The organism is Vibrio sp. 10N.261.55.F4, assembly GCF_041470465.1.
Classification (GTDB): domain Bacteria; phylum Pseudomonadota; class Gammaproteobacteria; order Enterobacterales; family Vibrionaceae; genus Vibrio; species Vibrio crassostreae_C.
In genome coordinates this window covers 189,083-213,649 of the sequence record NZ_JBFRMM010000002.1, presented here as the reverse complement: position 1 = coordinate 213,649, position 24,567 = coordinate 189,083, and the positions used below count along the sequence as shown (strand labels likewise).

At 43.9% G+C, this 24,567-nt stretch carries 23 protein-coding genes and 3 pseudogenes; 12 read left to right on the top strand and 14 right to left on the bottom strand.

The features are described from left to right. Positions 1 to 8 precede the first annotated feature (8 nt). The 3 genes from AB4249_RS01800 to AB4249_RS01790 all read left to right on the top strand — a co-directional run bounded on the left by AB4249_RS01800 (position 9) and on the right by AB4249_RS01790 (position 1,687). A complete protein-coding gene (locus tag AB4249_RS01800; RefSeq protein WP_017059071.1) occupies positions 9 to 347 on the top strand; it encodes a hypothetical protein in 339 nt (112 codons plus the stop codon). An 83-nt stretch (positions 348 to 430) separates the two neighbouring features. Then, complete coding sequence (locus tag AB4249_RS01795; protein WP_065583529.1) at positions 431 to 1,303, top strand: patatin-like phospholipase family protein; 873 nt, start codon at positions 431 to 433, stop codon at positions 1,301 to 1,303. A gap of 15 nt (positions 1,304 to 1,318) precedes the next feature. Beyond that, positions 1,319 to 1,687: a hypothetical protein gene (locus AB4249_RS01790; protein ID WP_372102234.1), complete on the top strand. Its 369-nt coding sequence runs from the start codon at positions 1,319 to 1,321 to the stop codon at positions 1,685 to 1,687. Between the two features lie 184 nt (positions 1,688 to 1,871). On the opposite strand, the gene AB4249_RS01785 is transcribed toward AB4249_RS01790, so the two are convergent. The 3 genes from AB4249_RS01785 to AB4249_RS01775 all read right to left on the bottom strand — a co-directional run bounded on the left by AB4249_RS01785 (position 1,872) and on the right by AB4249_RS01775 (position 4,793). Then, entirely contained in the window at positions 1,872 to 2,552 is a 681-nt protein-coding gene (locus AB4249_RS01785) for a haloacid dehalogenase type II (protein WP_372102233.1), read from the bottom strand. A 197-nt stretch (positions 2,553 to 2,749) separates the two neighbouring features. Then, positions 2,750 to 3,553 carry a MetQ/NlpA family ABC transporter substrate-binding protein gene (locus AB4249_RS01780; RefSeq protein WP_372102232.1) on the bottom strand — a complete coding sequence of 268 codons (804 nt, stop codon included), beginning with the start codon at positions 3,551 to 3,553 and terminating at the stop codon, positions 2,750 to 2,752. Between the two features lie 331 nt (positions 3,554 to 3,884). Beyond that, positions 3,885 to 4,793 carry a dienelactone hydrolase family protein gene (locus AB4249_RS01775; RefSeq protein ID WP_017059076.1) on the bottom strand — a complete coding sequence of 303 codons (909 nt, stop codon included), beginning with the start codon at positions 4,791 to 4,793 and terminating at the stop codon, positions 3,885 to 3,887. A 408-nt stretch (positions 4,794 to 5,201) separates the two neighbouring features. Here AB4249_RS01775 and AB4249_RS01770 point away from each other — a divergent pair, with 408 nt between their 5' ends. Next, positions 5,202 to 5,828, top strand: coding sequence for a type II secretion system protein (locus AB4249_RS01770; protein WP_372102231.1), 627 nt, complete (start codon positions 5,202 to 5,204; stop codon positions 5,826 to 5,828). Positions 5,829 to 5,839: 11 nt separating this feature from the next. Here the strand turns inward: AB4249_RS01770 and AB4249_RS01765 are convergent, their stop codons facing one another. Then, positions 5,840 to 6,295 (bottom strand): Lrp/AsnC family transcriptional regulator, encoded by a 456-nt coding sequence (locus tag AB4249_RS01765; RefSeq protein ID WP_017088527.1) that lies wholly within the window; start codon positions 6,293 to 6,295, stop codon positions 5,840 to 5,842. Between the two features lie 142 nt (positions 6,296 to 6,437). On the opposite strand from AB4249_RS01765, the gene AB4249_RS01760 reads away from it, so the two are divergent. Then, positions 6,438 to 8,249 carry a PLP-dependent transferase gene (locus AB4249_RS01760; RefSeq protein ID WP_372102230.1) on the top strand — a complete coding sequence of 604 codons (1,812 nt, stop codon included), beginning with the start codon at positions 6,438 to 6,440 and terminating at the stop codon, positions 8,247 to 8,249. A gap of 300 nt (positions 8,250 to 8,549) precedes the next feature. Here the strand turns inward: AB4249_RS01760 and AB4249_RS01755 are convergent, their stop codons facing one another. From AB4249_RS01755 to AB4249_RS01725, 7 genes and pseudogenes are all read right to left on the bottom strand, one after another. Further along, on the bottom strand, positions 8,550 to 8,993 hold the full coding sequence (locus tag AB4249_RS01755) for a LysR substrate-binding domain-containing protein (protein ID WP_372102229.1): 444 nt from the start codon (positions 8,991 to 8,993) through the stop codon (positions 8,550 to 8,552). 104 nt (positions 8,994 to 9,097) lie between these two features. After that, positions 9,098 to 10,366, bottom strand: a pseudogene (locus tag AB4249_RS01750) (HD-GYP domain-containing protein); the annotation flags it as partial. A 314-nt stretch (positions 10,367 to 10,680) separates the two neighbouring features. Next, positions 10,681 to 11,175, bottom strand: a complete 495-nt coding sequence (locus AB4249_RS01745) for a YcxB family protein (RefSeq protein ID WP_017059097.1) — start codon at positions 11,173 to 11,175, stop codon at positions 10,681 to 10,683. 480 nt (positions 11,176 to 11,655) lie between these two features. Further along, positions 11,656 to 13,650, bottom strand: a complete 1,995-nt coding sequence (locus tag AB4249_RS01740; protein ID WP_372102228.1) for a choice-of-anchor X domain-containing protein — start codon at positions 13,648 to 13,650, stop codon at positions 11,656 to 11,658. A gap of 12 nt (positions 13,651 to 13,662) precedes the next feature. Then, positions 13,663 to 15,180, bottom strand: coding sequence for a triacylglycerol lipase (locus AB4249_RS01735; protein WP_065583691.1), 1,518 nt, complete (start codon positions 15,178 to 15,180; stop codon positions 13,663 to 13,665). Positions 15,181 to 15,669: 489 nt separating this feature from the next. Further along, positions 15,670 to 16,767 carry a nickel/cobalt transporter gene (locus tag AB4249_RS01730; protein ID WP_372102227.1) on the bottom strand — a complete coding sequence of 366 codons (1,098 nt, stop codon included), beginning with the start codon at positions 16,765 to 16,767 and terminating at the stop codon, positions 15,670 to 15,672. A 94-nt stretch (positions 16,768 to 16,861) separates the two neighbouring features. Then, entirely contained in the window at positions 16,862 to 17,584 is a 723-nt protein-coding gene (locus AB4249_RS01725; RefSeq protein ID WP_029235926.1) for a DUF1007 family protein, read from the bottom strand. Between the two features lie 475 nt (positions 17,585 to 18,059). Between AB4249_RS01725 and AB4249_RS01720 the strand changes: the two genes are divergently transcribed. Together AB4249_RS01720 and nqrM are read left to right on the top strand one after the other, a co-directional pair. After that, positions 18,060 to 18,506 (top strand): NifB/NifX family molybdenum-iron cluster-binding protein, encoded by a 447-nt coding sequence (locus AB4249_RS01720; protein ID WP_017059102.1) that lies wholly within the window; start codon positions 18,060 to 18,062, stop codon positions 18,504 to 18,506. Further along, complete coding sequence (nqrM, locus tag AB4249_RS01715) at positions 18,503 to 18,700, top strand: (Na+)-NQR maturation NqrM (RefSeq protein WP_017059103.1); 198 nt, start codon at positions 18,503 to 18,505, stop codon at positions 18,698 to 18,700. Before AB4249_RS01720 ends, nqrM begins: the two co-directional genes overlap by 4 nt. Positions 18,701 to 18,763: 63 nt before the next feature. On the opposite strand, the gene AB4249_RS01710 is transcribed toward nqrM, so the two are convergent. Continuing rightward, a complete protein-coding gene (locus AB4249_RS01710) occupies positions 18,764 to 19,042 on the bottom strand; it encodes a DUF134 domain-containing protein (RefSeq protein ID WP_029235478.1) in 279 nt (92 codons plus the stop codon). 34 nt (positions 19,043 to 19,076) lie between these two features. Here AB4249_RS01710 and AB4249_RS01705 point away from each other — a divergent pair, with 34 nt between their 5' ends. Together AB4249_RS01705 and AB4249_RS01700 are read left to right on the top strand one after the other, a co-directional pair. After that, positions 19,077 to 19,526: a PaaI family thioesterase gene (locus AB4249_RS01705; RefSeq protein ID WP_017067871.1), complete on the top strand. Its 450-nt coding sequence runs from the start codon at positions 19,077 to 19,079 to the stop codon at positions 19,524 to 19,526. A 34-nt stretch (positions 19,527 to 19,560) separates the two neighbouring features. Beyond that, positions 19,561 to 19,689, top strand: a pseudogene (locus tag AB4249_RS01700) (ABC transporter substrate-binding protein); the annotation flags it as partial. 42 nt (positions 19,690 to 19,731) lie between these two features. On the opposite strand, the gene AB4249_RS01695 reads toward AB4249_RS01700, so the two are convergent. Further along, positions 19,732 to 19,935 carry a hypothetical protein gene (locus AB4249_RS01695; protein WP_050645367.1) on the bottom strand — a complete coding sequence of 68 codons (204 nt, stop codon included), beginning with the start codon at positions 19,933 to 19,935 and terminating at the stop codon, positions 19,732 to 19,734. Between the two features lie 365 nt (positions 19,936 to 20,300). Here AB4249_RS01695 and pnuC point away from each other — a divergent pair, with 365 nt between their 5' ends. The 3 genes and pseudogenes from pnuC (at position 20,301) to AB4249_RS01680 (ending at position 22,578) form a co-directional block, all read left to right on the top strand. Beyond that, on the top strand, positions 20,301 to 21,035 hold the full coding sequence (gene pnuC, locus AB4249_RS01690; protein ID WP_372102226.1) for a nicotinamide riboside transporter PnuC: 735 nt from the start codon (positions 20,301 to 20,303) through the stop codon (positions 21,033 to 21,035). Positions 21,036 to 21,043: 8 nt separating this feature from the next. Beyond that, entirely contained in the window at positions 21,044 to 21,772 is a 729-nt protein-coding gene (locus tag AB4249_RS01685) for a nucleoside phosphorylase (protein ID WP_372102225.1), read from the top strand. A 125-nt stretch (positions 21,773 to 21,897) separates the two neighbouring features. Then, positions 21,898 to 22,578: pseudogene (locus AB4249_RS01680) on the top strand (Crp/Fnr family transcriptional regulator). Positions 22,579 to 22,723: 145 nt separating this feature from the next. Here AB4249_RS01680 and AB4249_RS01675 read toward each other — a convergent pair. Next, positions 22,724 to 24,427 (bottom strand): FAD-dependent oxidoreductase, encoded by a 1,704-nt coding sequence (locus AB4249_RS01675; protein WP_372102224.1) that lies wholly within the window; start codon positions 24,425 to 24,427, stop codon positions 22,724 to 22,726. Positions 24,428 to 24,567 lie beyond the last annotated feature (140 nt).

The window sequence follows — 24,567 nt, the reverse complement described above, 5'->3', positions numbered from 1 at the left end:
TATAAACAATGTTTATCCATCACGTAAATGGCATCGACTGGCTGGTAATTACAGCCTTTGAAGAACTGAAAACTATGTTTATCGAAGATGCAGGCCCAATCCCAGCTTGCTTTTCTACCGCCAGTGAGTTGAGCCTGATTGACCAAGCCAAACGCAGTTATGGATTTTTGCCTAAACTCCGCGGTGTGATCACCGATACCGGCACTTTTCAAAGTAGAGATATTGAAGAAGATTTGAACCCACAGCTTGCGTGTATCGTTGAAGGGCGTGGTCGGGTTTTTATCTATCACGGTGACTACGTGGCTTTTGTCGATGACGAGCAAACCTTCATTACCCGTATGGACTGAGAGTGATTCAGTGAGTTGAGATCGGCGAATTGGTAAATCGGCGAGTTAGCCCACCTAGAATTTAAAACTAAAGGATTAATATGATGGCAAAAACGATCTCATTGGTACTTGGCAGTGGTGGCGCAAGAGGCTTGGTTCACGTTGGAGTCATCCGCTGGTTAATTGAGCATGGCTATCAGATAAAATCCATTTCTGGCTGTTCAATTGGCGCACTTATCGGTGGTGTCTACGCTGCGGGCAAGTTGGATGAATTTGAAGAGTGGGTCACCAGTATCGATCAAGGTGATATGGCGATGTTGTTGGACTTTTCATGGCAGTCGAGTGGTATGTTCAAAGGGGACAAGATCATCGACACACTGCGTGGGCTGATCGGCGAGATTTCAATTGAAGATCTGCCTATCCCTTATACCGCAGTTGCTGCCAACGTCGCCGAAGAAAAAGAGGTTTGGCTGCAATCCGGTTCTCTGTTTGATGCCATTCGCGCCTCCATCTCTTTGCCACTGTTCTTCACTCCACATGTCATTAATGGTGAAGTGCTGATTGATGGCGGAGTGCTCAATCCCGTACCGATTGCGCCTACCTTTAGTGATAAGACAGACTTTACTCTGGCTGTGAACTTAGGTGGTGAACCCGAAATGCTTCAACAGGAAGTGATACCGGTTTCCCTACCAACAAAAGAGAGTAACCTGCATGAGAAGGTTGTTCACTTTATCGATAATCTCGGTAACAGTGTAAAAAGTAAAATGAGCTTCAATTTTGCTTTTTACGATATTGCCAACCAAGCGTTTGATGCGATGCAATCGACCATTGCTCGCCAGAAGCTGGCCGCTTATCCCGCCGATATTACGCTTGAGATCCCACGTAATGCTTGTGGCACCTTAGAGTTCGATCGCTCACAAGAGATGATAGACAGAGGTTACCATTTGGCACAGGCTAAACTGGGCAACCGACTTTAATGTATTTTCAGCTGAATGAGGGTATTTATGGAAACTGAACTCAAACTATCTGAACTCAAAGAATTGGTCACAACAAAAGATGTCATCGTGCTCACCAGCATAGAAGAGCCTGCTGTATCTTGGTTGATAGATTGCTATCAAGAGAATGCTGATATCCAAATTATCGAGAACGCACACCAACTAGATACTGAAGCGATTTTGTCGCAATGCAGAAGCAGCCTTAACGAAAGTAAAAAGGTCATCCTTACAGCGCAGTTTCGTAGCCAACTGCCTATCATCAATATCGCTTCACTGTGTAATGAGAAGCGCAAGTCATTGATCAATATTGAGCTATTAGGCTGGGATGAAGAAAAACGCGTTCCTCAATCGTACAGTTGTTTTTAGCTTATATTTGTTGCTAGCTTATATTTGTTGCTAGGTAACTGCAGTTTTTAGGTAACCGACAGCGTCTCTATAACCAGAGCAGTTCAACACAAGGTTGATCAAAGCGGTTAAGTCAGTGTCCGGAATTTGTTGACCACTACAGGGTGGTTGTATCGAATCAGGAGTAGAAAAGTCTCTTGAGATTTTACTTGTCTAAATTGTGCTTAATTATCTGTTCTACCACACCATCCATCGTCTTTGAGCTAATCTCCGGCTTCAAATACAAGGAATGATACTCAACGCCTGTGCGGTCTATATAGGCTGCTTGTAAGCCAGCGGATAGCGCACCATGAGTGTCCCAATCATGAGTAGCGACAAGACGAAGGTTTTCGACAGGCTCTTTTAAAGTTTCGGCTGCAAATTTATACACGTCTGAATTTGGTTTGAAACTGCCTGTTTCCTCAACAGAAATGACGGTGTCGAAATAATCGTTTAAGCCCGAGTTCTTGATTTGAGAAGTGATGAGATCGAGGGATGAGTTGGAAAAAGCGACGGTTTTAAAGCCGTTGTTACGCAATTTAAGTAAAGATGCTTTGATATCAGTGTGCGCTGGTAGATTGGCAAAAGAAGTTAACAAGGCACTTTTGCTTTCTGCCGTTAAATCACACTTGTATCGCTGTGCAATAGCGTTGAGCGCTGCATTCGCTAATTCAGAAAAAGTAGATTTTACGTTTGTTGCGATGCAAACCGTTGAAGAGTGTAAAAGCTTTGAAAACCAAAGTGATAATGCATCCTCCTTTCCAAACACCGCTTTAAATTTAGGCTGTAATGACTCCAAATTTAAAACCGTTTCGTTTATATCAAAAAGTATCACTTCTTTTTTCATGCAAAGCCCCCAGATTTAATTGAATTTTATGCTTACATAATCTGCTCTGACGATATGGTTTTCAACCTCCATTCAAGTAACTAAAGCTTTGCTCTCTAATTTGAAAAGAAGCTGGAATGCGTCAACGACAACCCGCCAACTCAAATCTGGCGTTGCTTTATGAGTATCATGCAACGCCAAATCTGAAACGATTTAGCTTAATTTGCGGCTTCGATGGTGCCTTTGAAAGTGCTGTCTAAAAAGTCATTGATCTCTTGTGAGTGGTAAATTGAGATAATCTTTTTATACGTTTCATTATTTTTGTCTTCTTCTCGCGCCGCAACAACCATCACTGCTAAAGGTGCGTCTTTTTTCTCTAAGTAAATGCCTTGTTTCTTAGGGTCGACTCCAGCCGACATTACATAGTTCATGGTGATTGCAGCAGCATCTACATCGTCAAGAGAGCGGGGTAGCTGCGCGGCATCCACTTCAACAAATCGAATGTTCTTCGGGTTGCTAACAATATCGTTTAAAGACGCGTTGAAACCAGCGTTGTCTTTTAATGAGATCAGCCCTGCATCTTCAAGCAGTAATAGTCCACGCCCGCCATTCGTTGGATCGTTTGGAATCGCGATTCGAGCGTTTTCGGGAATAGAATCAAGCGAAGTGTACTTGTTCGAGTAAATGCCCATACGCATCAAAATTGAACGTCCGATAGAAACTAACTGGCTATCGTGATTGGCATTAAAGTTATCGAGGAATGGCTGATGCTGGTAACTGTTCAGTTGGATACTTCCATCATCTAATGCTGCGTTAGGGGTGATATAGTCTGAGAACTCGACGAGTTCAATGTTTATCCCTTGCTTTGCTGCTTCTTTGGCAACAGCTTGTACAACTTGTGCATGTGGGCCAACTGTCGCCCCAATCTTGATGACAGCCTCGTCTTTTTTTCCACATCCTGTTACACCGAATACGAAAGCTAATGCCAACAGGGATGCTGTGATTTTTTTGTAGCTGTTCATGATAACTCCATTTAATAAATAAAAGACATGTAGACGTCTAGCTATCTATATTATCTATTTGCGCGATCGGGTCAATAGGTTTGTTTGAAGCGAAGTTACATTGATGAGCGGTTAAGTCAGTGAATCAACGAGGCTTCTGTACGTGAGACTCGACCGACAATCCCCTTCTAACCCCCTTGGTTTACATCTCAAACCTATTGTTGGTAATGGGAAAAGGGAGGAACTGATTACCGACCAACAAAGGCCTCGCGAGTGCGAGGCCTTTTGGGTTTTGTAGGGAATAGGGCAGTCACTCGGAATCTAAAGAAAACGGGTTCAGTAAAGCTAACTATTAAGAAAGCTTTTGGTTAAAGAACTCAAGTGTACGTTTCCAAGCTAACTCTGCTTCTTCTTCAGCATAGCGGCCAGTTGAATCGTTATGGAAGCCATGGTTCACGCCGTCATAGATGTAAGCTGTGTAGTCTGCTTCGTTCTCTTTGAGTTCGGCTTCATAATCTGGCCAAGTCGCATTCACGCGTTTATCGATTCCCGCAAATTGGATGAGCAAGGGGCCTTTTACATTTTTTCTTAAATCTGGTGCGGCAGGAGTACCATAAAATGGAACGCCTGCATCGAGTTGCTCTGGCATGACAGCGGCCAACATATTCACGATATAGCCACCGAAGCAGAAACCGACTGCGCCTAGCTTACCGTTACTTTTTTCATGGGACTTCAAGAAGTTTGCCGCTGCGATAAAGTCTTCTTCGATTTTCTCTTTTGATAGCGACTTCTGCATCGTTCGACCTTCATCATCATTACCTGGATACCCGCCAAGCGAATAGAGTGCATCAGGTGCAAACGCAATAAACCCCGCCGCTGCGAGTCGTCTTGCCACATCCTTTATGTATGGATTGAGGCCTCTATTTTCATGAATGACCAATACAACAGGCGCATTGCCCTCTAACTCTTTGGGTACAACCAAGTAACCATAGCCTTCGCCGTGTCCTTTAGGTGAAGGAAACTTCTCGTAGGTTGCTTTGATGGAAGGGTCATTGAAAGAGACTTGCTCTGCCTGCGCATAATTAGGAATCAGTGCAGAAGTTAGCGTCGTCATGGTTAAGCCAAGTACAGCTAGCCCAGATAGACGAGCCATAAACTCTCTGCGATCAATCAGGCCGTGTGCATATTCGTCGTACCAATCAAATGCTTCTTGAGGGATAGATCGAGTCGGCGTTGATTGAGATTCGGTATTTGGATTCATAACTTTTCCTTGTTGTGAGTTGTTTGACCAATCAACTATAGTGGAAAATTTGATATAATTGAACGATCACTCAATAACTTTTGAGCTATTTGTTATATCAAAGTACAAAAATTAGATGACAGTCCGATAAAACGATCACTTCGAATCGATTTCCATCGCTTTGGTTTGTTTTACGGAGCAATTCAATACAAGGTTGATTTGAGGGTTAAGTCAGTGAAGTCGGGTGTGATGATTGTTTGTTTTTAGGGAGGCTCTAAATCGAAGTTGGGCACATTAGAGCTAGGCTTATTTTCCGCAGACATGGACAAGTAAGTTTCAATGCAAAACGCTTGATTTTACTCTGGTATAATCTTTCTCATAGGGACGACCTTAGCGTTATCAGAACCTTCTTGATGAGAGATAAAATAGATGTTGAAACTTCTGCGTCAGATAAAAAAATGGAAACTTGTAACGTTTGGCTTACTGATGCTCATTGTCGCTTTTTTTATCTACAACCAGTTCGGGAACCGTATGTCCCGTGTCGACGAGGCAAAATTTCTAATCGGCCAGCTGAATACTGTTTTGGATGCCGCTGAGCAATATTCTCGTGATAATGGCTCTCTGCCTCCTATTGCTTCCGATACCGATACGAACTTCGGCTACTTAAACATCAATCACTTAATTGCAAATCCGGGCTTATCCACATGGAAAGGGCCGTACCTACCTTATGAAGATACATGGATAGGTGGCGATCAGTACATCGACCACCCAGATTACATAGCAACGCAATTACTGCTTAAGGAAAAGGATAGTCTTTGGATAAGAGGAAGCTCCGAGACAGGTTGCGAATCGTCGTCATCCACTTGCTCTGTTGCAGCTTGTATCTGGTTGGTACCAACAAAAGTCGCACAAGAAATTAATAAGATTGTGGACGGCAGTTCGAGTATAGAAAGCTCAGATGCGACAGGGAAAATACGTTACGAAAAAGCTTTTGGTGGCGCTCTTATCTGTATGATTGGAGATGATTATCCAATGCCTTCAGCACAGACAAATTAAGTCGTTTCTAATTACCTCACTGGCAACTTGGTCTTAGTTTTTACCTGACCGAAGGCGAAGCTGGATTCAATAGAAGCAATATTAGGCAGGCGAGTTAGTTGTTTACGGATGAACTGCTCGTAGCTTTTTAGCGATTCACTGACTACATGCAATAGGTAGTCGTGATTGCCCGTCATCAGAAAACACTCTAACACCTCGTCAATCACTTCAATGTGCTGCTCAAAGTCTCGCATGTTCTCTTCTGTCGGCTTTTCAAGTTTCACCAACACAAACACATTGACTGGCAGGCCACACGCTTCTTGGTCGACACTGGCGTGGTAACCACGAATTATCCCTTGTTTCTCTAATGCTCGAACTCGGCGTAAGCAAGGAGAGGGCGACAGTGCTACTCGATCGGCCAACTCTTGATTAGACAGCCGAGCGTTGCTTTGCAGTTCAGCCAGTATTTTCTTGTCGATCTCGTCCATTGGCATATTCCATCAATATTGGGTTTAGCTTGGCAATATTATTGCTCAAAGTGTATGTCTTACTTTGCAAATAGCAATTTTTAACATCTGCCCAAAACTAAAATTAAAGGAGGAACAACAAGCATGGAATGACTTAGCAATTATGAATACTTCAACTCAACTTAGCCCGCTGCGTAAAACCACAAAACACGAACAAGCAGAAGCCCTTGCCATTGAGCAAGCAAAGCACTTTGGTATCGATCCAAACAGTGATTACGGCGTCACGCTTATCGAACTGGCGACGACGCTGTACAAAGCCAATACCAAGACTCACGACCTTTGGGCATTGACGGTTGACGGCCTCTCAGATCTCGACAAGAGTGACCGAATCGCTTGGTTTAACGCTAAACGTTTTTTGTCATTCCAGATCGCTAAGATCCTCGATAACCTGCAAAACCCGATGCGTGCCACTTACCAATCCATTGCCACCAATAATGGCAACTTTGCGTCTAAAGGCGCGTATCCTATCTTCGATAATGTGGCGGCTATCTTCTCGGCAAGCCCGGTTATTACACGTACCGCGACCTATTTATTTGCCTGTACAGAATGGATTGAAGATGCGTTCAACGGTAAAGAACCGCTGCACGATATTTATTCTCGACTGCTTAACCCAACCTCGATTTCACTGGCTAACCATATGGTTGATATTGAGGCAGGCTCTAGAGCCAACGAATACCTCGCATGGAACTTTAATTCGGGTATGGCGGCTATTGATGGGTTGTTGAGCCACTTGCTCGGGCATGAAGAGATTGTTTTGGCTTCACGTAATATCTATGGCGGTTCTTACCAGTTGTTGGAAGATTGGTTTGGGAAACCGTCTAACCTAAATGTCGCGGTGGAGTGGGTGGATGGTTACTCCGGTGATGAGTTTGCGACGCGCCTTGATGAGGTTGCTCATAAATACGCAGATCGCATCGCTGCGGGTAAGAAAATCTACGTCTACCTAGAGTCACCGTGTAACCCGCATGGATACGTGTTGGATGTTGCTAGCATTAGTAAAGCTGGTCACTCTCGTGGTTGGGACGTAATTGTTGACTCGACAGTGGGGACTCCATTGCTGCATCCAGTACTAAAACGCGACGATGTGGCTGAAAGACCCGATTATGTGATTCACTCCTACACCAAAGAACTGGCGGGTTCTGGCACCACAACCGCTGGAGTTGTGATTGGCCGCAACGAGACCATGTTTATTCCAAAAGGAGAGGAGGTCACTTTCACCAAGTCCAACGGCGATGAGGTCACCATTCCATGGAACGAAACGCTGTTTTGGAATGTGTACTACATTAAGGGCGCATTCCTAGACGCAGACAAAGCGTTTGAAGTGCTCAATGGTATGAAAACGTATGAGATGCGAGTGGTGCAAAAAACGATTAATACACTGACTCTCGCGAAGATCTTTGATGCTCACCCTGACATCAACGTATCGTGTCCTGCTTTGCCAGATAGTGATAACTATGAACACTGCCAGAACAACATGTACTTGGGGCTACCAGCGGCGCTTTTCACTATCGATATGGAAGGCAATGGCGACCGTGCGCCAATCAATCGAGATGGCTTCAAACAGTTCTTCGACATGCTTGAGCCCGCTATCGGCATGCAAGTAAGTTTAGGGCAAACCAATACAGTGGCGCTGTGTCCAGCACTGACTACGCACTCAGAACTCAGTGATGAAGCGCTCAATGAAGCCGGTATCAAACCGACGACAATGCGTATCTCTATCGGCTTGGAAGATCCTCGAATGTTCATTGCTCATATTGTCGAGGCGGCTAAATTGGCGATTGACCGCAACCACGTAGATTTCTCATCCAGCTTCCCGGGTAGTGACAATATCGATGAAATCTATATGCAAACTTATATGGATGTACACCAGAGGTTTGTGAAAAGCTTGCCGAAGTTCAGTGAGCTGAGTCAGTAACTTAGGTCAGTAAGGAAAGCTAACAAGAGAAGTCAGCGAAGTAGGTTAGCTGTAAACGTTAAATGAAAAACGTAAGGCCTCGCATGTACGAGGCCTTTTGGTTTTCGAGTAATAACATAAACCAATCTAGAATAAATCTTAGAAAAATGCATCGATGAATCACCTAATAGCCTTTAACTCGTAGAATATGGGTAATTCATTTCTTATAACATAAGGCAAATATGAGTGGAAAAAGTAGTTTTTTGGACAACACTGATGTTGAGCACTTTTTCCACTCAATGAAGCTGCAATTAACGTTGGCTAGGGTCCTTTAATTAAAGACGCTATCGCCCCAAAACTTGGCGCACTAGCCACGATTTTTCTCTTCACTCCTCGTTTTTTAAGTATTGTGTCTATCTCAGTTTGGTGAGAATGCTCAAAAGACATGATGGCGTGAGGTTTGGAACAATATTGCTCTATCGTTGTTGGCGGTGTTTGCTTTTGAGGATTGTAAAAACAGACCTCTTGGTCAGAAAACAACTTAGTTTGAATTAAATCCGACTCGTTACTCGTTAGTTCAGGTGACAAAACAAAATCTACATCGCCAGACCTAAGTAATGAAGCCCACTGAAGTTGAGTTCTGGCTGGAGCTATGTGCAACGAGCTCATCGGCGCTGCTTTTTGGAAATCATGAAACATAGGTTTTATAACGGTTTCTATTTCATAGTCGTTAGCCGCGATGCCTCTTCCTGAAGTGACAAACAATTCATCTTTTATGGATCAGGTCGCTGCTTTAAGTATTGCGCTGATTATACATCACCTTTGAATTGGGTAGCTAAATTTACTATGCCACTAGACACCTTTTCGGTTTAGTCAGATCGATATTTTTGAATGTCGACCTCGTCAACATGTGCTTCCGGCATAAATTTCTTCGCGTAGTCGAGGTACACTCCGCTCTCCAAGAACAGTAAGAATAAGTCCATATCCAAATGCTCATCCACTGCCATTTGATACATTATATCGATAGCGATACTCACAGGCTTCGCTTTCTTGTATGGCCGGTCTCCTGCGGTTAACGCTTCAAATATGTCTGCAATCACCAATATACGTTCTGGTATCGATAAATCCTCGGCATTCAATTTCCGTGGATAACCGTTACCTTTGAGTGTTTCATGGTGCGTGGAAGCATAGCGCGGTACATTGCTCAGTTCAGGTGGAAATGGCAAAGCTTCAAGCATTCTTATCCCACTAATCATATGCTCATTGATTTTGAAACGATCCTCCGGTGTCAAAGTCCCACGTGAAATCGTTAGATTGTATACCTCATCCATGTTGTATTGATGCTCAGGAACTTGCATTTGGATGCCATGCTCAGGTTCGAATTCGACGGGTCGCACACGTCTAATGATGTGCTCAGGTTTATCTTCTAGCAGTTTTTCCATGACTGGTAGAGACGAATCCTGTTCGGGTTTGTTCATTTCTTCAAATGGCGACAAACCCAAGCGATCGTCAAAGTAACGTAACCATGTTTTCTCAGCAATTTGCTTAATTCGAGCAACTTTATCTTCACTCATGAATTCACCACCGATGTTAGCCTTGGCAAGGAACTCAAAGTCATCGTTCAACTGGCGTACTTTTTCTTTAAACTCGGCATTTGCTTTATCCTTACTTACCTCACTGTGCAATAACACGTTTAAGTAATCGATTTCTGCATCTCTCCGTAGGACTTCAAACCGAGTTCGAATTTCATTGATTCGGTTGTAGTTCGCTTCAAGTTTAGTGCCCTTATCAACAATATGTTCTGGCGTCGTAATTTTTCCGCAGTCATGCAACCAGGCAGCAATACGAAACTCTCTTCGTTCGGCATCATTTTGGAAAGCAAAGTCTTTGAACTTACCGCTTTGGCATTTCTCAGCTGCACTTGCCAGCATCATGCCAATTTCTGGAACGCGATTACAGTGTCCTGCTGTGTACGGTGACTTATCATCGATCGCTTGAGCAATAAGGCGAATAAACGCTTCGATGAATTCTTCTTGTTGTTTTTCGTGCAATTGAATCTCAGCCATCATTTCCATCATGGCTTCGGAAAGTTCATCAATTTCTTTGACTCTGGTTGTCACATGCTGAAGCAATGCGAATGTGGTGCACCAAGCCAAAAAGTGAAGTTGAAGAAGGCTGCTTGGAACGATGATTATCGGGCACGAGTCTTCTTTGGGTTATAAATTGAACAAAGTGTGCTCGCGCCCTGCAACAGGGGGGGGATGCACATGAACAAGGGTTTTCATGAATAGGGGCAATCGATGGAAGGGGCAATTTCGAGAAGGAAATTGCCCCTAGTTAAAGTGTAACCTGCATGCATATCGGCAAATAAGCGCTCACATACGCTATATAACAATGTTCCGTATTTAGCTTTCTCGATTATGCCTGCTAAGTCAGCAGGCATTTATTGGTGTTATTTCGCTTTTGATGCGGCGTGGTGTTCAATCATGAAGGCAATAGCTTCATCGTTTAAACAAGATTTACTCACATATTGGCGCTGTTTACCGATATGCAGGATAAAACCAAGATCGGTCTGCTCAAGTTGGTCGATGTCACTCCACGCGATGGTGTTGGTCGCTTTGTGGTTTTTGTAACTTACTCCGTTAGCGTCACCTTGAAAGACAATTTTGCTGCCTGCGCCTGAGCTGATCTTTTGTCGCCATAACCACCAGGTTCTTTTGCAGTACACACTGAATGCTTCAATCACACTCAAAACGATAAAGAACCAGCCAACATAGCCGTTAGGTAATAGTTCAAACTCCAGTAGAACCACACCAAAAATAAGAAACAGTATTCCTTTTAAGTAGGCTTTTGGAAATTGAGTCGGAAGGCTAGTTTGATCATAACACTCCGCGAAAAACGTCTTGTCGAGTTTGTATTCTGTAGTGAAACCGGGTTCTTTAGACATGTGAGGCTACTTTATGGTTCTCTGTGAATGGGCTGTCAGTGGGCAGGTGTCCCACGCTGCAATTTTGCAACTTGATTATTGTATCGCTTCTCACTGTTTTTATTTAGATATTTTGGCTCTGTTTTGTAAATCGATGATACTTAACGGGTCTATTCTAACTTTAGCTATCAGACTAGTGTAGGGGCATCTTTAAAGTCACCTAAAAATTTGGTGATGGGATGGATAGATCTGTGGAGTCACCCGGTTGTTGGGACTACTGGCCTTTTTGGATAAAACTTCGATCTCATTTTGTTGGTTGATGGAGTCTATAGTGATTAGCGTGCTTTATCACTACTGTTGAGGGGCTGGCATAGTCTGCTCTAACAGAATAAACATATGAAGCTTGCAAAGTTCATCACTGTTCACTCTGAGAGGCCATGCCCAAAGCGATACCTTGGGCATGGCCTTATTCTATTTCAGTTTAGGATCTCAGTTTTAGGATCAGTACTCGATGAATAATGACACCTGCTTAACGTTAATGAAGAAACTTCTTTCATAGGGAGAAGAGGTAAGAGCAATATCTAGTTTGTTCAACCCAGACACTCTCTTCTCATTTAATGCTTCTAATAGTTTAGAGTTGGTAAACCTAAGCGTTTGACCTGCTTCTACGTTGTTGAATGTAGTAAGTGGATTACTCCATGCTGCACATATTGTAAAAGACTCACAGAACGTGTCGTAATCCAGTGTGTTTGGAGACCAAGTTTGATTAACGATATGCGCAGTCACATTGTTGAATGGAAATTGAAGGGTTGAATCTCCGAAGTCAACAATAAGCGTAGCCTGTTTGATTTTCCCTCGAACCTCACTTAAGTCAAAACTCGCTAGTGTTTCGTAGTCGTATGGGATTGAAGCCCCCGCTCTCAAGTAACCACCGACACGATGTTGCGTGACTTGTGTTGCCGGGGTTGCTTGCCAGTTTTCTCTTTCCAAACCGAATAGGTTAGAGGGGAGGGTCACATTCACTGGCGGACTGAAATCAGAGGCTTGGTATGGTGGAGTTTGACCGAGAACTCCTTGTCGATAGGAGTCAACGCCACTGTAGATTAGCAGTGCGTTCAGTTCATAAGGACCATCGGCTTGCTTAAACGTGTCACCAGGAACGGTAAACTTGATGGTGTTTTCGCCAGCCTCAAGCGGTTCTTGGAAACTCACTAGCTCTAAATACTCTCCGGCTGCACCAACGATATTTACCGAACCTGTGTAAGTTCCACTGCGCGTAACATGGATAGGAAACTCAAAACTCAACGAATCAATGTAGGTTCCATCTTGCGACATAGTCGGTGTGGTGACTAAACTCCCCGTGACTTCAATCGGTTCGCGGCAACGCTCAAAAGATGCTAAATCAATAAATTCTTCAAACTGAATTCGAGGGGCTGAAATTCGTATGTCATCTTGAGTGATTGCGTAGATGATCGTCGGGTTGGAGGTCAAAGTAGACGCTGAATCAAACGCGCCAAAAATATCTTCAGTTGAGTACTGTAGAGTGACGATTTGCTTCGCAGGTTTGAGTTGCAGACGTTTGCTTGTGTTCAGCTCGTCAATTCCATCGGTGAGGTAACCATGAATGGCAAAATCCCCCGCGGATTTAACATCAAGTTCCAAGCGCTGCTCTAAGGCAATAACACAGCTTTCAGAGGAAAACAGTGGAGCGAGTGAGAGGCTGACAAATTCAATGTCAGAGGGTAGTACGTGGATTTTTTTACTTGTCTGGCGAGTGATAGTTGTTCCATATTCTTCAAAAGACGTTATGCCTTCAATTAGATAATCCCCTTCAGCGGGTGGAACGAAAATATTGCTGTAGACACCATCTTTAGCAATAGCATCGAAATTGACACCCTCATCTTTAAGCGTCAGGCGTGTTTTTATTCCAGCTTCATCAATGATCACTGCGCTGGTTTGGGCACCTGTGATTGGATTCCCTTTGTTTGTCAGTAATGCAGAAACGGGAACTGGTTCACCGACCACAAATTGGTTTGCAGCTATCGCTATGCCAAACGCAATAGGGGATTGGATCGCAACCTGAGCAATAATTACTGTGTTGTAACTTGGGTTTGGAAAATCAACGACGATCTTCCATTCGCCAGGTTCAGGGGTAGTTACTTCAGGCAAAAATAAATATCTGCCCGGTAGCGGCGGACTTTGTGTGTCACCTGAAAGTATGTTCGCTTGCACATCATTGGATGATGTTGCGACTTGCCCGTTAGGCTTGACTAAATATACGGTTGCATCATCCAACGGCACGATGATTTCTGCTTTTAGGGCTTCCGCTTTGTCGATGGTAAATAGCATTGTGACTTCGTTATCGTTACTAGTCACTGGTTGAGATAGTGTCGTGCTTGTACTCATCCCAACGGGTATTGCATTACTGGCGATAGCCGGTGTGATGAAGGTACAGAAAAGACTGAACACCATCACTAATTGCTTGATGAATTTCATTGTGGCCACTCCTTAGCGCATTGAAATAATTTGTTGTAGAAAACGTTCAACGTTTTGTCCCGTTTTCATTGTTGAGTGGTTAGCCAATACGTTACCCAATGCATTGGTATAACTTGGGTTAGCGCTTGCCAAGGTCACAACAACATCATTTTCTTGCGGTACTGTTTGAATGGCTTGGTAACTGACTATGGTGATTGGATGAGCTTGTGGTCCATGCACACTTGGCATTGTGACCGGTTGAGTTTGAGTATCGAGGTAGGCCGCAGAACTAAAGCTTCTTAGCGCCTGCCAAGCGTTAACGCCTGCCCAACGCGATCCCCATGGGAATAGGCCAACGATATCAGGATCTTTCTCAATAACACCGTCTTGGTTGAGATCGGCATTTGCCCCAATAGAAAATGTATTTGCAATATTGCCGCGAGTACGCATTTGGATCGCGTTTGATGCTGTATCCGTTGTTAGATCACGGATACCAGGCATTTTAGGACCCGCAAACGGAATATTTGGGAGTTGCATGTACTTGCCAGCGTAATTATTTGGATCGGTACTGACGTTACTGTAGATATCGGCGTAGTGGTCCATTTTTATCACCGACAAATCTGCTGCGACGCTACCAAGGTGAGGTGTGGAGAAAGTAGAAAGGGAGGTTATCTCAAAGGAAGGGCTAAGTGCTTTGAGGTTTTGGGTATCTAGCCCGCCTTTACTGTGTGCAATGACGTGAACTTTGTCGGATTTCAACTCATCGAGAAAACCCTGAATTTTGTTGTTCAAGATATTAGCGTTAGTCGCTGTGGTTCCATTTTTGTCAGCAGAGAAACGAGTATAACGAATGCCATAGTCATCAAGTGTAGAAAGCACGCCTGGAGCCGTATCATCATCCCAAGTGTCTGATTGTGCAGCAATGCCATGAGCAAGAATCACAGGAATGGCAACATCAAACTCGATTGAGACCCAATCGACAGACATACACCAGTTGTCTCCCGTATTGCCAGTATCAATATCGACGCGAATCTCATTGTTTTGGCCGAACTTGATATCACTGATATCGACTTGAAGGTTAGTATCCGTCCAACGGTTATCAGCGCCTTGCAGCGTACCTAAAGACTTTCCGTTAAAAGATACGATATCTATTTCTGGAGCAATATTACTGACGTTGGCATTGGAGTCTATGTCGAAGACCGGCATGCTGATCCTTGCGTTAGAACCGATAACGCCTTTTTGCTGCATATCGCCCAGTTTACTCGGAGCAATTCTCCCGTCACTTTGTAAAACGTTGGGGCTGACGACCATAGGAACAGGTAAAGAGATAAGTAGAGGTCCGCCAGAAGCATAGGTACAACCGGTATCCAGACCAGGACCCGAATTCACAACATAAACGCCGAGTTCTTCTTGCGGTGGGGCTATCCCAGAGCTTTGTGAGCGCATCGAAAAATTACGCAATTCGTATGAATCAGGTATATCTTCGGCACTCGCGAAACTCGGAGAAAGTAACAAAACACTGAGCGTGGCGCTCGGAATGTATAGTTTCATTTGTTTACCTTTGAGTATAGGTTATCCAAGAATTTGGTTGAAGAAAGTTCTATCTGTAGTTGTAAGGTAAAGGCTTGGAGTTTGATGTGAAATTTATTGGGTATAATTTCGGCTTGTTACTCAATTGATAAAACTGCTGCTCTATTTTTTTTCAAAATAGGAAGAGTGCGATCGTAGTTTCTGGATTGCGGAAGTTATGTCCTTATTTTCAAAAGGAGGGGGATAGTGCTCTAATATTGTTAGAACAATCTAAGTTAGTTTATGAAAGAGTAGCTAAGAATAGGAAAATCAAAGTTGGATGTAGGTTTGTTACAGAACTACATAGAGCGCGCTGTTCTGAATGGCTGACTACTAACCTAACTGGCTGTGCAAAGTTAGGTTAGTAGAAATTATGTGGCTGTTAATTCAGATTTGAGAGATAAGGGCTAGTGTTTTTTAGTAAAAATGGTAAAGGTCGCAATAAACTGAGGTTTGTTATTACATCGTTCGCTACATAGTGAAAACAGGCGACATACCGCTGTCTTGTCCACTCATTAGCAACAAGCCAATTAAGACAAGCAAAACCCCACCAAAGAGTTGTAAATAATGACCTGCGGCGTTCAGTGTCGCACTGTTACTCTTGCTACCTGCAGCCAAATAGCGTTTTACCAAGTTCTTGCCTGTTAGTGTCATTATAGCAATCGTCGAGGTTGTGAAAGCAGTACCAATCGCCATTGCAAAGGCACTGACAACCCCCATCCAATATAAGCCAACCATGTTTGCGAAAAGCAGAACCATAATCGCGCCAGTACATGGTCTCACGCCAATCGTCACGATGATTCCCGCATATTCTCGGAGCGTTGAGGCTTTGTTAATTGCGTCTGCATCGGCAACATGCTGGTGGCCGCACCCACAGTCGGCATGAGAATGATCTGCATCAGTGTTAGCTGCGGCTTGCATTGTGCTAGTAGCGTCGATTATCGGAGAAGGGGCTGATATTGATGAACGAAGTGCCATTGGCGAACGCGCTGAAATTGTCGCAGCTGTGTCTGTTGCGAGTGTAGTGATGGCTTTCACTTTCAGCTTAGGCTTACGCATAGCGGTGTAGATGTTTTTCAAAGCCTTCCAACATATAAGCGCGCCGACGACCGCGACTAAGGCAAAGCTTAATGAAACAAACATATTCGCTTTGTCATTCACTACTCGCATGGAAGCACTAAAGCCCCACAGCAACACGCTTACTAGTAAGATTGCGACCAATGCTTGTAAAAAAGCGGAGACGACCGTAAGCACTAAACTCGCCTTGGCTTTGGTTGGGTGAGTCGCTAAGTAAGTCGACACGATAACTTTGCCGTGCCCAGGCCCCAAAGAATGAAGCATGCCATAGATAAAGCTGAACCCGATAAGGTAACTGCCTGCGCCCCAAGGGTTGGATTTAGCTTCATAGAGCAGGTCTGCAAGTTCTGAATTGACTTCTCTTTGCCATTGAATGCTAGAGATAACTAACGATGGCCACATGGACCACAGTTGATACGCACCAATAGTAATAAGCACGAACGCGCCAGCACCAATGAGGTAGTGATTGATTTTGGATTGATTTTTCTTCATTTAACAAGAACCTATATCTGAAATCTTTCTGTTAATTAGTTGCCATGCTTAATCAGCTAGACGCTGACTTAAAGGCTGAAACGAATCACTGCGACTAAGAAGCGGGAACTGCCGCACAATGAAGCTCAACCGATTGTGTAAACAGTTGGCCTAGCGTGTTATCTGGATCTGCATCGACAGGTAAAGACATTGCATAACTCATTTGCTCTGGCGTCGGGTTAGGCTCGATTAATTCTAAATGGCATTGTCTTGCTAGTTCAGGTGACAATGTCACGTCGCTGTTGGATAGCCACGACATGTCGACAAAGTAACTAGGGTCAAAAATCAATACGCGAAGCGAGTTTCGTGTCACAGGCTTAGGTTTAGAAAGTGGTAGGTCAAATGTTAGAACCATCTTGGCTTTATCACGCTCAAACTTTGCGTTCTCAACCACCTGATATTTGATGGGCTCTTCACCATCATAAAAGTACGTGAAGTAGTGCTCGTACATCATGTTTTCGATTACAGACGCAGCGAGCTTTTTGAATGTTTCAGTTTCTGTATCGGCAGAGACGTCTTCTCCATCCAACATGTACATCGAGGTCATTGCATCAAAAGACCACTCCATAGAGAGACCGGTGATCATGCCATTCTCTCCCTCAATATGAGTTTTCATCTCTATCCAAGAGTGAGGGTGGGCATATAGATTTGGCGCAAAACACAATAATGCTAGGCCAACAGTCAAGCCCTTGAGAGAGCGAAAGCATGTCGAGAAACGGCTTACATAGCGTGTGGAGAGGCGATTGATGACATCGATTAGAATAAATGGCTGTTTCATGAGAAATGATGGTAATTTAGTGTGATGTTATATTATAACAACCCGATGCGTTGTTCTCTTCAAATTATAAGCTTGTTTACATTGAAGCCGACTGCAATTCTTGATTTTCAATCCAACCTATTTTTCCTATAAACATCTTTGATTGGTCCCTAATTCGACATTATTCAGACTAGTGTGTGACGTTGAATAGTCGATTAAGCTCTCGGTTGTGCGAGGCCTTTTTGTAATGGGTTTGAGCTTGGCTCTTGATAACAGGCATTAACAACGCAAAAAATACCCCCAGTAAAAATACTACCCCCTAGTATATATGGTTATTTGAAAGGTAACTGAGATAGGCTGAATATGACGGTAAGTTTGGGTGCTTGTGATCTTAGTTATCGATCCAGTAAATCTTATTTTTCACATGATAGTTATTGGCATATGCCAATAATGGGGCGTATGCTGAACTCCTGATCATCAATAACAGGAAGTTACTATGTTATACGCAGTACCTTGTCGCGACCTTCATGTTGGCAACCACTTTGCTCGTTCCCCACAGATCGCGATTGTCGATGAACAACGACAGATAAAACAGATTGTTCCTTTGATTGACTCCGACACCTCTTGCAATAAAAAGAAGCAATGGATTTCGGTTCTCCGTTCTTACGATGTGAAATCTGTGGTGGTTCGTTATATTGGTAAGAAGATGCTGGCGCACTTGTTCAATAACGATATTCGAGTCTTGGCATCGACAGGTAAGGCAGAAATCGGGGCTTTGGATTTCGACAATCTACGGGAAGTGACCGATCTCGATTATGGTCGCGAGCCGAGAAATAGTGGGTGTGGCAATAAAACGTGCGGCGAAAACGGGCACAAAAAACAAGCTTCGATTCTAATGGTACAGCCTAATCAGCTAGGTGCTATTCGAGGGTTCCGACAATGACCTTTTTGTTGACGCTATTGGGGTTTGTCGGAGTCGTTACATTGATGGCGATAGGCGTGATTTTTTCGCGCAAGCCAATCAAAGGCAGCTGTGGAGGATTGGCGCAGTTAGATATTGAGCGTGAATGCAATTGCAAGGATGTGTGTGAAGGGCAAAGCAAAAAGCTGTATCAGATTACTGAGCCATCAAGCTAAGTATCGAAGTAAGCATCAGAGTTCTCGCTCACTGAGTTAAATAACTTCTGGCTAACACGTTAATTAACTACTTTGAATCACCAACGCGTGACCATTGACGATGCACTTGGCGACTTTAGCTCGTGCACGCTTGATAATGTTGCCGAACGTTTGGCGAGACACCTGCATTTGTTCAGCGGCTTCAAGCTGGCTCAGGCCTTCTTGATCAGCCAAGCGCAAGGCTTCGAGCTCTTCCAATAGCAATTCTTCTTTATGAAGCTCGTCCATAGGAACACCATTGGGCTTAAAACAAGAGTAAGCCGTACGGGTACACAACTGGCGATGTTTTTTTGGTCGAGCCATATCAATCTCTAGCAATCTATGGGTAAAGGTAAGTATGAAGGTTTTCATTCCACACAATCATCGGCGTTGCCAAGTGTGCAGCCAAGGTTTTTTCAACGACAGCGCCATTTGTTTTGAAGCTATTGGCGAGCATGACACTTTAACTAAGAATGAGGCAGTAGCTAAATATAAAACCAGAGCCAAGATTGTACCAACAGATAAAGCTGAGGGCTACGATGGCATCATGCAAGGTGGCATTGTCACTACATTGCATGACAGCGCGATGTTGCATTGTCTATTTCAGAATGATATCAAGGCGATGACGGTGAGTTTAACCTCTCGTTTTCACCATCCGATTTTGATTGGTCAAGAACTGGAAGTTCGTGCCCAGTGGGTCAAAAGTAGACGTAATATCTACTTCCTAGAAAGCCAAATTACTCAGTGCGGAAAGTTATGTTCGTCGGCACAAAGCCAGTTTATGTCAGTTTCTAGCTATCAAACTTAAGCTTGGTATAGCGGTGTTGTTTTATCAGTTATAAAAGTCCAACTACGGTTTCATAATCACTGAAAATAACGTGTACGAAGAAGAGATTAACCGCGCCCTGTTGAAGATTCGTGAGTCACGAAAGTGGCGTAAAATCTTGGTCGATTATTTCGCAGATCAGTAATCGAAATTAGAGGCATATTCAAAAGCTTTTGGACTTTCGCCGTTACAGTTGATCTGAACCAGAGGCCTTGGTCTTTTTGAAGTATTTGAATGCACTCCAAACCGCGTAAGCCGCAACTCCCACAATCAATGCCGAGCGAAGGAGAATAGGCGCATCATGCTCAAGCTGACCAACATGTGGCACAATACTGGCAAACAATCGACTGGTAAAAAGCAGCCCCATTACTAACATAATTACTTTATTCATGTGACCTGCCATTCAATTGAGTACGTTGCACAGAACGAGTTTTAGGGCGGTTAAACGGTTAACACGCCAGACAACGATTCTGCTCGAAATAAAAGCATGCGCTTCTCAAGAGCGCTCGTCAACGCGATATCAGCTTAAAGCCAGTAAGCTAAAGTTTCGTTTTTGGAAGTGATTTGTTCTGCTGTTGGAGTTTCGAGTTCAAGACTGTTGGGAGGGCGATGACACCTTTCTGTGAATTTGATTTTCCGGAATTATTATTCTGATTTATGATCGCATGCAATCTAGGGGGGACAAATGTCCTCCTCTTTGTTTCTATCGGCGCAATAAGATAGGTGCTACTAAAACAAATAATAAAGGACATCCCTATGGACCTATTCGCCCTACTTGATATCAACAATACTCTAGTCAATATCCCAATAGGGGATGGCTATGCAATGAGCTGGATTGAAGCATTCGGCACCGTGTTTGGTTTGTTGTGTATTTGGTTTGCAAGCCAAGAAAAAACCATTAACTACCTGTTCGGATTGCTGAATGTCACCTTATTCGCGGTTATCTTTTTCCAAATTCAGTTATACGGACTGTTACTTCTACAACTCTTTTTCTTCTGCGCCAACATTTACGGCTGGTACGCATGGACACGCCCTAATCAGCAAGGTGAAACGCTAGAAGTTCGCTGGTTGAGTCAAAATAAGCTGGTGGCAACGGCTGCAGCCTGTGCGATTTCTATTGCTTTGTTAACTATGTACATCGACCCATTCTTTTTTGCGCTAGCAAACATCGCGGTAGATAGCTTGAATCTATTTGGTGCGGATTTAGCGGAGCCAGTGCTTGAACCGGATGCGTTCCCATTCTGGGATGCCACGATGACCATTCTATCTATTGTTGCTCAAGTTCTTATGACACGTAAGTATGTTGAAAACTGGATACTGTGGATTGTGATTAACATTATCAGCGTTGGTATTTATGCGACGCAGGGTGTGTACGCAATGTCTGTTCAATACGCAATCTTAATGATTATTGCGGCAAACGGTACTCGTGAGTGGGCACGCACAGCTAAACGAAACAGTGATAAATCGTTAACTCAAGCAACGGCTTCTTAGGAGTGAAGATGGCAAAGCAACCTCATATCTGCGTTGATGAAACGCAAATTGCTCCGTTAGTTATTGTTTGTGGTGAGCCAGATAGAGCGAATCGAATCGCTAACTTGCTTGAACATGCTGAACTGGTCTCTGAAAACCGTGAATATCGAATCTTCACTGGTCAATATCAAGGTAAAGCGATATCGGTTTGCAGCACGGGCATTGGTGCACCTTCAATGATCATTGCGGTAGAAGAGCTTAAGTTTTGTGGTGTGACTCATATTGTCCGAGTAGGGTCTGCAGGCGCAATGCAGTCACATATCGGGCTTGGTGAGCTAATTATTGCAGAGGGCGCGGTTCGTGATGAGGGGGGATCTGCGGCTTACGTTAAACCGTCGTATCCCGCTTATGCAAGCTTCTCCCTGCTCAAAGAGCTAGATGGGTTCTTGCAGCAGCAGTCAACACCTTACTATTTAGGAACAGTGCGCTCACACGACAGTTTTTATACCGATGACGAGAAGGCGCTTTGTCAGTACTGGAATGGCAAAAGCATTTTAGGTGCAGACATGGAAACATCCGCGTTGTTTACCGTTGGACGCTTGAGAGGGCTTAATGTCGCTTCTATCTTGAACAATGTTGTCTTGTATGAACAAGATGTAAAAGAGGGCGTTGGGCAATATGTCGATGAGGCTGAGGCAATGATGCAAGGAGAGCGGCTAGCGTCATTAGCGGCACTGGAAGCATTAATTACTCAATAAGAGCCTGAATAAATGCAAGACGAAAGCGATGGGAGACCGTCGCTTTTTTATTGGGTTCTCTCCTGTGGTTTAAGTGGTTACAATCGTTTGAATATAAACAGCAGTAATGCAATGAGAGAGTAAGTATGAAGATTGCACCATACTCAAGCGGACGCTTTAAAAACTACTTAGAAAAAAAAAGCTCTGAATTTAGAGATCTCATCTACCAACACCAAGTTAACTCTCGTTACTTCAATCAAAATGATGAAATCCTACGTCAAGGTGAGCAGCTTCAGTATCTTTATGTAGTGCCCGCAGGAAGAGTCTCTATGAGTATTTCGGCGGCTAATGGGCGACGCTTTCAATTGGGCGAAGTGAATTGTGATTACCATATCTTCGGTGAGATGGAGTTTTTCACGCAGACCCCTTGTCAGTGGAACGTAGTGGCTGATGAACACATGCAAGTTGATGTTATTTGCATTTAGAGATTAGCAGAAGCACTACTTGAAAATCCGGGGATGATGTTCTTCTTTGCCTCTGCATTGGCGGAAGATTATCAAGACTCTATGGGTATTTACACTAACCGTCTTTTACACTCAATTACCTACAATATTGCGTATGATTTATTGGTTCAAAGCGAGACTAACACTGTGTTAGGCGGTTTCGATAAAGTGAATCAAGAAGCAGAACGATTTGGTACATCGAGCAGAGTGTATCGAAGAGCGGTTAAAGACCTATTAGAAAAGGGTTTCATCAGAAAAGGAGAGCAAGGGTTAGAAATTGTCGATCAGCGAGCACTGCAAGCTTTTATTGACTCCTACGAATAATAAAAGAGCTTGGCACTTACTTAAATGCCAAGCTCGGTTTTTCAATGTTTACTATTAACTACTCGCATCTATTTATGAGCGACTTTCTCTCAGCAACTAGCCCGTAAGTGTCCGCGCACCATTACCGGCGACTAAGTATTAATCCTTAAGCTTTTGCATACATGAGTGTTCTATAACCACCGATTAAGTTGCGTGCTTTAAAGCCGTTGTTGACGAGTTGGCGATAAGCCACGTTACCGCGTAACCCAACTTGACAATAGATAACGATCTCTTTGTCTTTTGGTAGCTCGTCCATACGGTGACGCAATTGGTCTACAGGAATGTTGATCGCATCTTTGATAAAGCCAACATTTTCAAGCTCGCCAGGATTACGTACATCAAGAAGAACTTGCTCGTCTGTCAGTGAATCCATTTCATCGAAGTGAATCGGAGTGGCGTCACCCTTAATGATGTTGTTGGCTACAAAAGCGGCTTGGTTAATCACGTCCTTGGCACTCCCGTAAGGTGGTGCATAGGTTAATTCAAGGTGTTGAAGCTGATCAACGGTCATACCTGCACGTTGAGCTACTGCCATAACATCAATGCGTTTATCAACGCCATCTTTACCGACGGCTTGCGCACCTAGTATTTTCCCTGTCTTAGGGGCGAATAACATCTTGAACGAGACAATCTCAGCGCCAGGATAGTAGCTAGCGTGGCTTGCGGTATGCACATAGACTTTTTCATAGTCGACGCCTTCACGCTTCAACTGTTTTTCGTTTTTCCCTGTTGAGGCAACGGCTAGGTCAAAAATCTTACAGATAGCTGTGCCCTGTGTACCTTGATAGATTTCATTGCGTCCGAGCATGTTGTCGGCAGCCATACGACCTTGACGGTTAGCAGGGCCAGCAAGCGGAACTAGAGTTTGTGCACCTGTGACAAAGTCTTTTTCTTCGACCACATCACCCACAGCGTAGATGCTAGGATCGCTAGTCTGCATCATTTCATTGGTGTAGATACCACCTAGTTCGCCAATTCGAAGTCCTGCTTCTTTTGCTAACTTAGTCTCAGGACGCACACCGATAGCCATGATTAAGATATCAGTAGTTAATGACTCGCCATTATTAAGTGTTAATTCTAATTCACCCTCTATGTGTTGGTGCTTCTCGCTCTCGCCTGAATCAAAACTTGCGATGTGTTCGTTAGGTATATATTTAACAGACTCAAGCGCGACGCCGAGTTTTAGGTCGATGCCTTTGTCACGAATCTCCGCATGGGCAAAGCCGGCCATTTCCCGGTCTACTGGCGTCATTACTTGGTCAGCCATCTCAATCAACGAAGTCTTGATCCCAAGCTGATGAAACGCTTCCATCATTTCCAAGCCGATAAAGCCACCGCCAACAACTGTCGCGTGCTCAGGTTTATTCATTTGGATTGTTTCGATGATGCGATCCATATCTGGAATATTGCGTAGTGAATGGGTGAGGGGGTTATCGATTCCTGAGATGGGAGGAACGACGGCACCGGCTCCAGGGCTGAGTAATAAGAAGTCGTAACTCTCGCTGTAGTGATTACCATCAACAAGATTTTTGACTGTAACGGTTTTATTGGTGCGATCAATAGAGGTAACTTCGTTCATCACTCGTGCGTCAACGTTGAAGCGAGCTAAGAAGCTTTCAGGTGTTTGTAACAGAAGCTTGCTTCTATCCTCGATATCGCCACCTATGTGGTATGGCAATCCACAGTTGGCAAAAGAGACGAATGGTCCTCGTTCAAACATTATGATTTCGGCTTCTTCACTAAGACGACGAGCGCGTGCAGCAGCTGAAGCACCTCCAGCTACGCCACCGATGATTACAATTTTAGTCATACGTTTACCTATTACTGTCTCTAAGTTTAACTATACAAATTGCCGAGCATAGAGCTTGTATCTTCTTAATGATCAGTACTGGCTGGTCGCCGGCGATTGAGTAGTTTTCGAAATACCTAGATACTATAAAGATGTAAATT

What these genes read in the sequence shown, in the direction of transcription:
- AB4249_RS01720 (WP_017059102.1), top strand. Translation starts at nt 18,060, where the DNA reads ATGTTATACGCAGTACCTTGTCGCGACCTTCATGTTGGCAACCACTTT.
- nqrM (WP_017059103.1), top strand. Translation starts at nt 18,503, where the DNA reads ATGACCTTTTTGTTGACGCTATTGGGGTTTGTCGGAGTCGTTACATTG.
- AB4249_RS01725 (WP_029235926.1), bottom strand. Translation starts at nt 17,584, where the DNA reads ATGAAACAGCCATTTATTCTAATCGATGTCATCAATCGCCTCTCCACA.
- AB4249_RS01745 (WP_017059097.1), bottom strand. Translation starts at nt 11,175, where the DNA reads ATGTCTAAAGAACCCGGTTTCACTACAGAATACAAACTCGACAAGACG.
- AB4249_RS01785 (WP_372102233.1), bottom strand. Translation starts at nt 2,552, where the DNA reads ATGAAAAAAGAAGTGATACTTTTTGATATAAACGAAACGGTTTTAAAT.
- AB4249_RS01735 (WP_065583691.1), bottom strand. Translation starts at nt 15,180, where the DNA reads ATGAAACTATACATTCCGAGCGCCACGCTCAGTGTTTTGTTACTTTCT.
- AB4249_RS01760 (WP_372102230.1), top strand. Translation starts at nt 6,438, where the DNA reads ATGAATACTTCAACTCAACTTAGCCCGCTGCGTAAAACCACAAAACAC.
- AB4249_RS01740 (WP_372102228.1), bottom strand. Translation starts at nt 13,650, where the DNA reads ATGAAATTCATCAAGCAATTAGTGATGGTGTTCAGTCTTTTCTGTACC.
- AB4249_RS01800 (WP_017059071.1), top strand. Translation starts at nt 9, where the DNA reads ATGTTTATCCATCACGTAAATGGCATCGACTGGCTGGTAATTACAGCC.
- AB4249_RS01685 (WP_372102225.1), top strand. Translation starts at nt 21,044, where the DNA reads ATGGCAAAGCAACCTCATATCTGCGTTGATGAAACGCAAATTGCTCCG.
- pnuC (WP_372102226.1), top strand. Translation starts at nt 20,301, where the DNA reads ATGGACCTATTCGCCCTACTTGATATCAACAATACTCTAGTCAATATC.
- AB4249_RS01790 (WP_372102234.1), top strand. Translation starts at nt 1,319, where the DNA reads ATGAGGGTATTTATGGAAACTGAACTCAAACTATCTGAACTCAAAGAA.
- AB4249_RS01695 (WP_050645367.1), bottom strand. Translation starts at nt 19,935, where the DNA reads ATGAATAAAGTAATTATGTTAGTAATGGGGCTGCTTTTTACCAGTCGA.
- AB4249_RS01770 (WP_372102231.1), top strand. Translation starts at nt 5,202, where the DNA reads ATGTTGAAACTTCTGCGTCAGATAAAAAAATGGAAACTTGTAACGTTT.
- AB4249_RS01780 (WP_372102232.1), bottom strand. Translation starts at nt 3,553, where the DNA reads ATGAACAGCTACAAAAAAATCACAGCATCCCTGTTGGCATTAGCTTTC.
- AB4249_RS01705 (WP_017067871.1), top strand. Translation starts at nt 19,077, where the DNA reads ATGAAGGTTTTCATTCCACACAATCATCGGCGTTGCCAAGTGTGCAGC.
- AB4249_RS01710 (WP_029235478.1), bottom strand. Translation starts at nt 19,042, where the DNA reads ATGGCTCGACCAAAAAAACATCGCCAGTTGTGTACCCGTACGGCTTAC.
- AB4249_RS01730 (WP_372102227.1), bottom strand. Translation starts at nt 16,767, where the DNA reads ATGAAGAAAAATCAATCCAAAATCAATCACTACCTCATTGGTGCTGGC.
- AB4249_RS01675 (WP_372102224.1), bottom strand. Translation starts at nt 24,427, where the DNA reads ATGACTAAAATTGTAATCATCGGTGGCGTAGCTGGAGGTGCTTCAGCT.
- AB4249_RS01765 (WP_017088527.1), bottom strand. Translation starts at nt 6,295, where the DNA reads ATGGACGAGATCGACAAGAAAATACTGGCTGAACTGCAAAGCAACGCT.
- AB4249_RS01795 (WP_065583529.1), top strand. Translation starts at nt 431, where the DNA reads ATGGCAAAAACGATCTCATTGGTACTTGGCAGTGGTGGCGCAAGAGGC.
- AB4249_RS01775 (WP_017059076.1), bottom strand. Translation starts at nt 4,793, where the DNA reads ATGAATCCAAATACCGAATCTCAATCAACGCCGACTCGATCTATCCCT.